Genomic DNA, 12252 nt, shown 5'->3' with positions numbered 1-12252 from the left:
ATGATAGTAAATTAATCTGACCTGTTTTCAGGAACAAATTTTAAATAACAGTAGCAATTGATAAGAAGTAAGGTGTAATGAAGAAACTGACTCAAGCCGATTTTCAGGAACGTCGTGACATCCTCGCAGGGGAAATGGGATTACGTAGTATCGCGATTATTGCCACCAGCCCGGTTGCCCTGCGTAACCGTGATGCAGATTATAAATACCGCGCGGACAGCAGTTTCTTTTACCTGACCGGATTTGCTGAGCCTGAAGCAGTTGCAGTCATTGAAACTTTCGATACTGAAGAAGAAGGCTATACCTATAGCCTGTTCTGCCGTGAACGTGATCGTGAAATGGAAATCTGGAACGGCTACCGTGCCGGAGTAGATGGCGCCGTTGATGATTATGAAGCAGACGAAGCTTATGCGATTGATCTACTGGATGAGGAAATCCTCACCAAGCTTCAGAACAAAGACAAGCTTTTCTACCGGATTGGACACAATGCCGAATTTGATGCACGTGTAGCCAAATGGATCGTAACAGCCAGTGGTGAAAGCCGCCGTGGTACTTCTGCACCGGCACAGATCATGCAGCTGGATCGTATCATTGATGAAATGCGTCTGCATAAAGATGAAAATGAAATTGAACTGATGCAGCTTGCATCAGATATTTCTGCAGAAGCGCATACACTGGCTATGCAGAAAGTTCGTCCAGGCATGATGGAATATGCTTTAGAAGCAGAATTAAATTATGTTTTTGGTAAAAATGGCTGTGTACCATCGTACAACAGTATTGTTGGTGGCGGTGAAAATGCCTGTATTCTGCATTATGTAGAGAATGACAAAGAACTGAAAGATGGTGATCTGGTTCTGATTGATGCTGCATGTGAATATCAGTTTTATGCTTCGGACATTACCCGTACTTTCCCGGTGAATGGTAAATTCAGTCCGGAACAAAAAGCTTTATATAATGTCGTACTGGATGCACAGATTGCTGCCATCAATGCAGTTCAAATCGGGAACTCTTATAAAGAGCCGCATAATGTGGCGGTTCGCATTCTGGTTCAAGGTTTACTTGATCTGGGGATTATGCAGGGAGATCTTGAAGAAATTATCCAGACGGAAAGTTTCCGCCAGTTCTATATGCACGGTACTGGACATTGGCTGGGTATGGATGTACATGATGTAGGTACTTATAAAGCCAACGGTGAATGGCGTGCATATGAAGAAGGTATGGTCGTGACAGTTGAGCCGGGTCTTTATATTGCGCCAGATGATGAAACTGTAGATGTTAAATGGCGTGGTATCGGAATCCGGATTGAAGATGATGTGGTTGCTACCAAAAATGGCCCACTAGTGCTAACTGCAAAAGTTGTGAAAACCGTGGAAGATATTGAAGCCTTAATGGCCAAAGCCCATGCTGCTTAAATGAAAGATATAAAAAAGCCGGTGATCTCACCGGCTTTTTTATATAGTAGAAAGTTAAAAATGTATTCGTGAATGATAGTAATTTTTTAATTTATTGATATTAAAATGAATATTTATAAAATTTTAAGAAAAAATGGATTAATTTCTTAGGCAATAAGTTATCCAATGGCTACATAAAACAAAGATACTATCAAGAAACATGCAAGACTTTTACTTACGTTAATCGCGACTTATTCAAATAAAATTAACTTTGTTAAAATTGAGAATTATAAGATGACAGGAATTCAACACAGCAATTGAGTTTTTAGCATCAAAGCAACATATTAATTCCGATTTCGTTCTCATACTTGACCTGTTCCTTAAATAAACTCAAAGAAGAGCAGGAGAAAAATGATGAGACTAAATACGCTTGACTGGATTGCTTATGCTTTAGCGATTATTGGTGGCATCAACTGGGGGCTGGTTGGTGCGTTTAACTTTGATTTAGTCGCTGCCATCTTTGGTGAAATGAGTGCACTATCTCGAATTATCTATGTATTGGTTGGTTTGTCTGCCTTGTATCTGATCTATACTGGTACAAAATTGGGTCGACGTGATGTACATCATGAGTCTCAAGCTCGAGTAGTACGTTAACTGACTAAAAGTTAATTGAAGTCATTTATATTTTTTTAATTAACTGATTTCTATAACAGATTAGTTAATCTAAAAGATATAAAGGACATTTAACAGAAACGGAGCTTAAGCTCCGTTTTCCATTTCTAAATTAGTCAACCTATATAAAATTTTAAATCGATAAAAACCGTATAAAGTGATCAAAAAATCTCTATAAGTTTTTTCTATCGACCGGATAAAAATACCTAAAGAAGTTAAATGGTTCTTTGCCTAATTTAATTAACCTTTTTTCTAAAACTAGATACGTAATAGAGCCTGCCAAGATCGAAGAGGTAATAAGTATAGAGCTAAATAGGTAAGGGTTTAATATATTGAGTTTGTTTAAAACCATAGCAACTGGGCTTAAAGTAAAAGGATGAATCAAATATAAAGAGTAAGATGAATCTCCAAGATGATTAAAGAATCTTAAAATTAGTGATTTAGTTTCTGTGATTAAGTCTTCTAAAGCTACGCATCCAACAAAAATGAAAAACATTGGGATCCCGATTTTTAATGATCTCAAGGTGATGAAATCAGGTAGTTTATAAAAGTTTTGATAGACTAATAGGGAAGCACCGACAAGAATCATAAATATAGACATTAATCGGGAAAGACTAGTATTTTTTATAATGATAAATGCCAGAACGCCTAAAGCGAATTCAAGCAAAAGATTATGGGTTAAAAACATCAGAAATTCAGATTTTGGTTGGAGTATTAAACCTATAGCCACAACAACTGAAAAATATAGAATGATAAAAAGATATTTATATAAGTCTTTTAATAAAAAGATTAGGAAAAAAGAAAATATAAAATAATAATAAAATTCGTAGCTTAAAGTCCATCCATTATTAATTAAAAATTTACTGCCATTCGGAATTAAAAAGAAAGATTCGAAAATTCCTGTTTCACCACCGGATGAATTTATAAGATTTGGAGAAATCAGAAATACAATTAAAGCAAAAAAACTGAGAACCCAATAAAGAGGAATGATTCGGATGAATCGGTTTCTCATGAAATTTAGAAAATTAACTTTTTTATTATATGTTGTATAACACATAATAAAGCCAGATATTATGAAAAATAAATCAACGCCAGAACCACCTATGTGATACCACTGAAGTGTATCAACACTGTATTGTTGTCCTTTAAAGGAGGTATGACTTATAACTACCATTAAGGCAGCAATCCCCCTAAGAAATTGCACTGAATAAAGCATAGTTATTATTTTATTAAAGTATTTAATTTAAACTACCATACTCAATGTTTGTTTAATAAATATACCTAGTGAAAGACCGTGAATATTACTAATTATTTAATCTAAAATCATTACGGTTGGTTTTATATAAAAGTAGCCGTATTTTACGGGAACTCAAATATTCACTAGAGTTTAGAAACTGGTAAAAAATGAATTTTTTATTAATTATTATTATTTATTAACCGGCTTAAAATATGTTTCAAAATTTTAATAAAAAGTAAAAGTATTCAGCTTAATAAAAGAAATTCCAGAAACCATTGATGAATTAATTCAAAGATCACGTATACATTATTAACTTCACACCAAAATTTGGGAATTTTCTATAAGTAGATGAAAGATATAGGTAGTAGTGATTGCTAAGATTTCTGTTTAGAAACTTCAGTATCATCTTCAAATTTTTAATCATTAAATAATAAAAAACCCCGGCATCCTGCCGGGGTTTTTCGTATTGGTTAGCTTGGTATAACTCCTGTCGTACCTTACTGTCCTTGTGCTTATCTATTGTTATTCTTATGTGGAACTCCTTGTTCCTGATGTAATCATCATATGAAAATTCATTTAACTAAAATAGGGGTAAAGGACTTGAATAGCTGTAAGTCAAAGAGTACAAGATTGATTATTAAATAAGCATGTTTTTGTATCATTTAGAAATTAAAAACAATTACCTTTTAAAAATATTATAAGAAGAGAGGTGTAAGAAAGTACATACTTAATAAGTTGCTTGAGCTCGACTTAGACTGTCGTTTCTAAATTAAACATCGCGACTTTAATCCGTTCCTTCATCTTTGCTATCGTATTCGTAGCACTTGCACTATTGATTGAGAACAAATCGCTGATTTACATTTTTGCTGGCTTGCTGATGTTCTGGCAAAGATAACTGGTGCTCAAATTACATGAGCATTTAGAAAGTAAAAAACTGATACTTGATGGCAGATCTCAAATAGCAAAATTTTGAAGCTTTTTAATATAGAAATATTTGGAAAATGCGTGTTAAAAGCAAGTAGCTGAATTTATATAAAAATTTATTTTATTTTTCAAGTTATTTTACTATTCGATAAATTATTTTGTATCTGATCATAGAAAATTTTTATAAAATCAGTTATATATATTAAACAGAAAAATATTGAGTAATGTACATAATCTAAAATATTGAGGTAGACAATGAGCGACGCAAGACTTTTATATGTTAGTAAGTTGTATGATTGCGAAGATCCAATGAATGATCTATTCAATATTCTGACAGAAGCGTTGAATTTCAATTCACGTAATGCGATTTTTGGGGCTCTGTATTATGGAAATGGTTACTTTGTTCAATGTCTGGAAGGAGATAGGAACAAGATTGAAGATCTGTTCTATAAAAAAATCTTGAAAGATCCTCGACATAAAAATTGTGAAGTTCTGTATTTTGAAGATGTGAATGACCGTCTCTTCTCAGACTGGCATATGAAATATGCCAATATCCATCAGGATATTCTTGGATTCTTTGCCGAACATAATCTGGATGAATTCAATCCTTATACCTTGAATGCCGAGACCATTCCTCAATTTATACAGATATTGGCAAGTTTGAATGACCATGCCTATACATTGAAAGCAAGTTAATCCTTACATCATCATGCGATATAAGCTAAAGCTACGTATCGCATGATTTTTTAAAATGAGTATTTACTTTAAATAAGTTAAATAAAAAATATTATATAAATTCAAAAACATAAATATTGTTAATTCAAAAAATTATATCCAGATCCCATCTTCATCATTTCATACCAAGCCAAGCTTTTAAACCTAACAATCAGTGCCAAAATTCTTCTGCTTTTTATCAGGCAGATGATACTTCTGTATTTTGAAAAATTTAAGTAGGACGTTGAGGTGAGCTATAAATTAACCACAAGCAGACTTCGCTTCGAAACCGCAACCTAATTTATTATAAAAAAGAAATTTTTTAGGCTAATATAAAATTCATCATGATTATAAGTATCTATATATAGGTACGCCATTGAAAGGATTACAGCATGCAACAAGAAGTCATCATTGTCGGTGGTGGTATGGTCGGCTTGAGTCTCGCGCTGATGTTGGCCAAAACCAATATTGCAGTCAAACTTTTGGAAGCGATCAAATATCCAGATTATGATGATGTAAACCTTGCACCCTATCATTCCAGCTTTGATGCACGTAATAGTGCCTTGTCACGCCGTAGTGTACAGATTTATCAGGAACTTGGGCTTTGGGATGCCTTGCAGGAACATGCAACGCCGATTCTTGAAGTGAATATCACTGAGCAGGGCAGTTTTGGTAAGGCGCGCTTAATTGCAGAACAGGAAAAAGTCGAAAGCTTTGGCCAAGTGATTGAAAATGCCTGGCTAGGTCGTGTGCTATTAACTCAAGTCAAAAAAGAACCACTCATTGAACTGATTGATGGGGTTCAGGTCAGCTCTCTGACTCAAGATGCTGAGTTTGCTTATCTTGAAGCACAACGTGGTGATGCTTTATTGAAACTTCAATCCAAAGTGGTGATTGCTGCTGATGGGCGTGATTCTTTCTGTCGTAAAGCGCTCGGTATTGGGGCTTCAGAACATGACTATGATCAGGTCGCCATTGTCACTACCGTTCAAACTTCTAAGCCACATAATCATGTTGGCTTTGAACGGTTTAGCCACTTAGGCCCATTAGCCTTATTACCACTTCCAGGTGAATATCGTCGTTCTGTAGTCTGGCCTGTGAAAAAAGGAACGGAAGGAGAATGGCTGGGTGAAGAAAATGACCAGCATTTCCTGAACGCCTTACAAGAAACCTATGGCGATCGTGCCGGTAAATTCCAGAAAACAGGTAAGCGCTTCAGTTTTCCATTGTCCCAAGTATTAGCAGAAAAACAGGCTGTGGGCCGCGTGGTCTTGATGGGTAATGCTGCACATACAATTCATCCAGTAGCGGGTCAGGGTTTTAACCTGTGTATGCGAGATGCGCATGTATTGGTGCGCTACCTGAAAGAACAGCAGTCACAAGGTGCAGACTTAGGTGATGCAGCAGTATTACAGGATTATGAAAAATCCCGTTTGAATGACCAGCAAAGAGTGATTAAGTTCTGTGATTCAGTCGTACGTGGATTTAGTAACCAGAATCCATTCTTGAAACTGATCCGTAATACCGGACTGATTGCTTTTGATACCATTCCTGGTATCAAGCCACTAGTCGCTAACTATGCCATGGGGTTAAAAGCATGAGTCTGAATCCAAGTTCTGATGTATTAGATGTCGTGATTGTTGGTGGCGGTCTGGTAGGCGGTCTAACGGCTTTATTACTCGCTCAAGGTGGTGTGCAAGCGACTGTTCTGGATGCTGCGCCTATTCTGGATGCAGACAAAACTTTAAGCGTAGCCAATCCGCGGGTTTTGGCTCTAAGTCAGGCGACTATTCATTTATTAAAAACCGTAGGTGTGTGGGAAAAACTTGCACGCCAGCAGCCATATACTGGAATGCAGGTCTGGAATAAAAATGGCTATGGTGAAATTAACTTTGGTCATTCTTCAGAAAGAACACCTTCTGTAGAGCAGGCGCTAGGCTCAATGGTGGAACCGAGTATTCTGAATCTGGCCATCCAGCAAAAGATGCTTGAAGAGGTGCAAGATTACCGCACACAGGTCAAAGTTAACCGGGTTGAACGTGGAGTAGATGTTTGGATCATTCATCTGGCAGATGGCACCCAGCTCAAAACTAAGTTGGTCATTGGCGCAGATGGCGCGAACTCCTTTGTGCGCGAGCAAGCCTTTATCGATATCGATGTACTGGACTATAAACAGGCCGGAATCAGCTGCGCAATTAGAACAGCCCAGCCACATCAGCATGTGGCCCGTCAGATTTTTCTGGAAACTGGTCCTTTGGCTTATCTGCCAATGGCGAGTCTTAAAGAAGAAGAGCAAGGCCACTGGCAATCCATAGTCTGGACATTACCTGATGATTATGCCGATGAGTATGCAGCGCTATCAGATGCTGACTTCACTCAACTATTGACCCGTGAAAGCTATCATATGCTGGGTGAAGTGCTGGAAGCGACAGCACGAGCTAAATTCCCACTCAAAGCTCGTGCTGCACAGCAGTATGTACAAGATGGCTTGGCGCTGATTGGTGACGCTGCGCATGTGATTCATCCGCTCGCTGGACAAGGGGTTAATATCGGCTGTCTGGATGCTGCCGTACTCTGTGACGTGTTGCTGCATGACAAAGCGCGTGGAGTGTGGGCCCATGAACAGACCTTGAAACGTTATGAGCATCGCCGTAAAGGCCAGAATGATGCGATGATGCATAGCATGTCGGCGATTGGCTGGGTGGAAACTACAGAGCTTTTCCCAGTGGTGTGGGCACGTAATTTCGGGCTGAAACAGGTCGAGCAACAGACAGTCCTGAAAGATGCATTTATGGCTCAGGCGAATGGTTTAAGCTTACTCAAAGATACACGTTATTCAGCCTAGCGGCCGAATGTAAATTTTTTAAACAAACATCTATAAAGAGTAACCATTTTGTTTAAAAAAGATACGATTTTTTGAAAATTAGGGCTAGGCGAAGACCAAAGAGATTGCTAAATTTCAGTTAATTTAAAGCTTGGTTTAATAGATAAAAGCGAAGCCATTTGTGGGGAGAGCAAAATGACAGACGTAAATGATTATGATGATGTAGAAGATCCTGTAATCGACGACGATGAAGCAAAAGCAGCAGAAAAAGGTGCTGCAAGTAGCGAAGAAGTTGTGAATGATACAGATGTATTAGAAGCTGAAACTTTAACTGTAACTGCTAAGCAGAAAAAACGTCAGGCACTTGAAGATGAAATTGCGGCTTTCCTGGCAAGCGGTGGCCGTATTACTGAAGTTCCAGCTGATGAATCCGTTGCAAGAGAATAATTGCACTTGATATTAACGAATAAAAAAACACCACATTGATTGTGGTGTTTTTTATGGGTAAAGAAAAATTAATCGTTGGCAGAGGTTAGTTCCAAAGCACGTTGATAGGCAATTTTTTTCTTGATTCCAGTCAAATCAGCAGCCAGCTGTGAAGCTGCTTTGACAGACAGGTCTTGTAATAAACGCAGTAACAATTTATCCAGTTTTTCCTGATCCAGATCTTTTTCTTCGATAGAACCGCCAATGACCAGTACGATTTCACCTTTTTGCTGGTTATGGTCATTGGCAACAAATTCGACTAATTCACCCAGTGTCATTTTCCTGATAGTTTCAAAGGTCTTGGTAATTTCACGGGCAAAACCTACAGGACGTTCTGCACCGAATACCGCTGCCAGATCTTTGACACATTCCAAAATGCGGTGTGGCGCTTCATAGAAAATTAAGGTCTGGGTTTCATCTTTCAGTTTTTCCAGAGTCAAGAGCCGCTGGCTTTGTTTAGACGGCAAAAAACCTTCAAAGCTGAAACGGTCACTTGGTAAACCTACTGCGCTTAAAGCGGCAATTGCAGCACATGCGCCCGGCACAGGAACCACACGAATATTATGTTCTTGGGCAGCACGGACAAACTTGAATCCTGGATCGCTAATCAGTGGTGTGCCTGCATCACTGATTAATGCCATATCTTCACCATTAAGCAGGCGTTGAATCAACTGATCAATCTTGTTGCTTTCATTATGTTCATGGCAGGCTGTCAAAGGTGTTTGAATATTAAAGTGTTTAAGTAATTGTGCAGAAGTTCGTGTATCCTCAGCTGCAATAAGACTCACCGATTTCAATACATTAATTGCACGATAACTAATATCATCTAAGTGCCCGATTGGAGTCGCAACAACAAATAACTGAGCACTCATAGGTTTCTCCATGTGGAATAAATCGAATAATAAAAAATGGAAGATTCAAAATAAAATTTTGGGCTTGGGGTTACTGGCCTGCGTCAGCAGCGTACAAGCAGAAGTGCTGATTATTCTACCTGAAAGCGGCCCCTTGGCGCGAGCCGCTTCGAGTATCAAGCAAGGATTTCTCAGTGCATATACAGCGTCCGGACAGAAAGTACCATTGAAATGGGTCAATTCAGATCAGAAAAAAATCTCTCAGTTACTCAAACAGCATGTCAGTAAAAAGACGCAAATGGTGATCGGCCCTCTGGCACGTCAGGATGTAGAGCAACTGGTGCAAACTAAACCCAAGATTCGTACACTGAGTTTGAATGAAAGTAGTCTTACAGCGCCAAATATCTGGCAATTTAGCCTGTCGAAAAAAGAAGATGCGGCTGCCTTACAGAAGCAGATTGCGCAAGATGGGATTCAGCAACTGTTTGTGATGCGCCAACCGGGTAGTGAGTCAGAACATGAACTTCTGCTAATGTCACTACTTAGTCAGAGTGAGCTGCAACTGGAAATGATCCAGAAGCCACCATTTTTTCTGAAGAGCAAGCAGGGGATATTATTGCTTGGCAATGCGGACTGGCTGGCATCCTTACAGGGTTTGGGACATAAACGGATTTATACAGTCGCAAATGCAATTAATGAACAGCATGTTCCGCCACGAGGCATCAAGTCCTGCGATGTGCCGGTACTTTATTTTGCTAACTGGCCTGATGTGATGCAGGCTCATCAACAGGCACCGGTGAATATGTCCTATCAGCGCTTGATTGCTTTTGGTGGCGATGCCTGGCAAATCACCCAGTATTATTTAAATAATAAAAAAATACGCAATATTGAATTCCAGGGTCGTACTGGAATGATTCGGGTATCGGATCAGGGCATACAACGTACACCATCCTGTTTTCAGCAGAGTGCCAAAGGTCTCAAGGCACTATAAGAGTCAGCGATGCAGAAACAATTAGGTGTATGGGCAGAACAACAAGCTGCGCAACTGATGCAACAACAAGACTTTCAGCTCATTGCCAGAAACTGGCATAGCCGCTATGGTGAACTTGATCTGGTCATGCAGCGTGAGCAGGAACTGGTCTTTGTCGAAGTAAAAGCACGAGCTAAAACGGGTTATGCATTGGCTTATGAATCTGTTTCCTCTGCCAAGCAACGAAAAGTCCTACAAACGGCTGTATGTTTTATTCAAAAAAATCCACAGTTTGCACATTATTACTATCGTTTTGATGTGATTTGTTTTGATTTTAATCGGTATTTTGCAAAAACCATACAGCATGATTTTTCTCAATACCCTTATGATCTGCACTGGTTTGAAAATGCTTTTACTTTTGATCAAGAGTTTATTAATCTTTGAATAAAATAAGATCTGATGCGGCAGATAAAATTTGCAGCATCATGGGAAAGTTCAAGTATGATGAAGAACATCTGGCCTTGAAAAAACAGATTATTATATTGAAATAAGACTGATTAAAATTAAGGAGTCTTGCTGAGTGGTTAAGCGTATTGCAATAACAATGCTGTGTGTCGCAAGTTTATCGGGTTGTGCCAGCTTTATTTCTAGCGGTACTGGTACGGCTCCTGTAGGTACCGAAAATGGAGCTCGGACGCTAGGACAGGTATTTATCGATTCTTCTATTGTACGTACTGCAAAAATTAATCTTTATAAACTGGATTCACGTTTTAAACAGTCAAGGGTCAATATTGAAAACTTCCATGGTAATGTCCTGTTGACCGGGCAGGTGCCGGATGCGCATCTCAAGCAATTGGCAGAAGATAATGTCAAATCCATGAGTGATGTCAGAGCGGTGCATAACTTTATCACTGTGGGTAACCAGAGCAGCTACACTACGATCATGCAGGATACCGCCGTGACGGCAAATACCCGTGGTTTGATTATGAAAGCACCGGTGGTGTCTGACAGTAAAGTGCATGTGCATACTGAAGATGGTGTACTGTATGTGATGGGACGTCTGAACAGTGCTGAAATCGATGACCTGAATCAGGTGCTGCAACAAGTGGGGAATATCACGAAAATTGTCACGCTCATCGACAACGTGGATCAGCGCTCTGGTTATAGTACTAACCAGAATTTTGCAGCGCCTGCATCTTATGCACAGTCGGGTGTTGAACAGACTCCAGTCGCCATCGATCCTGATACAGTTGAACCGACCGATGTTCCATAAGGTCAGTCAATTTAAAACGCAGCTGTCAGATCAGATCCTTGAAGTCCAACAACGTTATAAAGATTTCCGGATCTATGATTTTGGCAGTTATGCGCTGAACCGGTTAACCCCCAAACAGGGTTATAGTGTTGAAACCCAGTTAGCCTATGGCTTAAAAGCCCGTCAACGTTTTGATCTGTTTTTAAGCCATCAGCCATTAGCACATCGCCCCCTGATTATCTTTGTCCATGGTGGTGCCTGGCTGCATGGTGATAAAAAGGATTACCACTTCATCGGCGAGGCCTTTGCCAAAGAAGGTTATGATGTGGTGGTGATGAATTATCATCTAGCGCCTGAACATATTTTCCCGATTTATATTAATGACCTGCATTTATTGCTAAATCATTTGCAGCAGCATGCAGACCAGTTAAATGTTTCTACGGAAAATCTGGTCTTGATTGGGCATTCAGCCGGGGCATTTAATGTCATGTCAGCGCTATACCATCCACAAAAGGCCATGATTGAGCGGGAACAGATCCGCGCCATTATTGGACTGGCAGGTCCTTATCATTTTGACTATAAAGATGATCCGATCTGTGCCGATGCTTTTGACCAGTCGATTCCGTATCAGCAGGTCATGCCATATTATTTTGTGGAAAATACCTCCACCAAACATTATCTGTTCATGGCAGAGCGGGACAATATTGTCGGTCATTTCAACAGTCAGGATCTGGACCGGGTTTTAAAAGACCATGGCAATCATAGTGAGCTGATTACCATTCCGAAACTGGGTCATATTACGATGATCGGTTCATTGTCCAGTTTGTTTAGCCGGTTCTTTGAAACCAAGCCGCGTGTGATGTGGGCGCTAGAAGATGCTTTCAAGTGAAGATCTGTGATCGTGGTAATTCCCATAAAAAAGCCTGGTATA

The 12252-nt window shown here is 39.3% G+C and carries 12 protein-coding genes; 10 read left to right on the top strand and 2 right to left on the bottom strand.

The annotated features are described in order from the left end of the window. Window positions 1-77: 77 nt before the first annotated feature. Together pepP and FTV12_RS00905 are read left to right on the top strand one after the other, a co-directional pair. The gene (pepP, locus tag FTV12_RS00910) at window positions 78-1412 is read left to right on the top strand and encodes a Xaa-Pro aminopeptidase (protein WP_179992082.1); all 1335 of its coding nucleotides are present in this window, start codon (window positions 78-80) and stop codon (window positions 1410-1412) included. A gap of 393 nt (window positions 1413-1805) precedes the next feature. Continuing rightward, window positions 1806-2045 (top strand): DUF378 domain-containing protein, encoded by a 240-nt coding sequence (locus tag FTV12_RS00905; protein ID WP_034703714.1) that lies wholly within the window; start codon window positions 1806-1808, stop codon window positions 2043-2045. 190 nt (window positions 2046-2235) lie between these two features. Here FTV12_RS00905 and FTV12_RS00900 read toward each other — a convergent pair whose 3' ends face one another. Next, window positions 2236-3279: an acyltransferase gene (locus tag FTV12_RS00900; RefSeq protein WP_257218392.1), complete on the bottom strand. Its 1044-nt coding sequence runs from the start codon at window positions 3277-3279 to the stop codon at window positions 2236-2238. Between the two features lie 1200 nt (window positions 3280-4479). Between FTV12_RS00900 and FTV12_RS00895 the strand changes: the two genes are divergently transcribed. From FTV12_RS00895 to FTV12_RS00880, 4 genes are all read left to right on the top strand, one after another. Next, on the top strand, window positions 4480-4920 hold the full coding sequence (locus FTV12_RS00895) for a BLUF domain-containing protein (protein WP_004782875.1): 441 nt from the start codon (window positions 4480-4482) through the stop codon (window positions 4918-4920). A gap of 410 nt (window positions 4921-5330) precedes the next feature. Further along, on the top strand, window positions 5331-6539 hold the full coding sequence (gene ubiH / locus FTV12_RS00890) for a 2-octaprenyl-6-methoxyphenyl hydroxylase (RefSeq protein ID WP_034703738.1): 1209 nt from the start codon (window positions 5331-5333) through the stop codon (window positions 6537-6539). Continuing rightward, window positions 6536-7783 (top strand): FAD-dependent monooxygenase, encoded by a 1248-nt coding sequence (locus FTV12_RS00885; RefSeq protein ID WP_179992080.1) that lies wholly within the window; start codon window positions 6536-6538, stop codon window positions 7781-7783. Before ubiH ends, FTV12_RS00885 begins: the two co-directional genes overlap by 4 nt. Before the next feature lie 174 nt (window positions 7784-7957). Next, window positions 7958-8209 (top strand): hypothetical protein, encoded by a 252-nt coding sequence (locus FTV12_RS00880; protein ID WP_004782870.1) that lies wholly within the window; start codon window positions 7958-7960, stop codon window positions 8207-8209. A gap of 68 nt (window positions 8210-8277) precedes the next feature. Here the strand turns inward: FTV12_RS00880 and rsmI are convergent, their stop codons facing one another. Continuing rightward, on the bottom strand, window positions 8278-9120 hold the full coding sequence (rsmI, locus tag FTV12_RS00875; protein WP_179992079.1) for a 16S rRNA (cytidine(1402)-2'-O)-methyltransferase: 843 nt from the start codon (window positions 9118-9120) through the stop codon (window positions 8278-8280). 10 nt (window positions 9121-9130) lie between these two features. Here rsmI and FTV12_RS00870 point away from each other — a divergent pair, with 10 nt between their 5' ends. The 4 genes from FTV12_RS00870 to FTV12_RS00855 all read left to right on the top strand — a co-directional run bounded on the left by FTV12_RS00870 (window position 9131) and on the right by FTV12_RS00855 (window position 12210). Continuing rightward, complete coding sequence (locus FTV12_RS00870; protein ID WP_180033397.1) at window positions 9131-10090, top strand: penicillin-binding protein activator; 960 nt, start codon at window positions 9131-9133, stop codon at window positions 10088-10090. 9 nt (window positions 10091-10099) lie between these two features. Beyond that, window positions 10100-10513, top strand: a complete 414-nt coding sequence (locus FTV12_RS00865) for a YraN family protein (RefSeq protein ID WP_159123344.1) — start codon at window positions 10100-10102, stop codon at window positions 10511-10513. Window positions 10514-10649: 136 nt separating this feature from the next. After that, window positions 10650-11342, top strand: coding sequence for a BON domain-containing protein (locus tag FTV12_RS00860; RefSeq protein WP_180033396.1), 693 nt, complete (start codon window positions 10650-10652; stop codon window positions 11340-11342). Beyond that, complete coding sequence (locus FTV12_RS00855; protein ID WP_179992078.1) at window positions 11332-12210, top strand: alpha/beta hydrolase; 879 nt, start codon at window positions 11332-11334, stop codon at window positions 12208-12210. The genes FTV12_RS00860 and FTV12_RS00855 overlap by 11 nt, the downstream gene beginning before the upstream one ends. Window positions 12211-12252 lie beyond the last annotated feature (42 nt).

The organism is Acinetobacter sp. YH12233, from assembly GCF_013417725.1.
Taxonomy (GTDB): domain Bacteria; phylum Pseudomonadota; class Gammaproteobacteria; order Pseudomonadales; family Moraxellaceae; genus Acinetobacter.
Note: the sequence above shows the minus strand (reverse complement) of the source record. Positions and strands in the feature narration are given on the sequence as shown.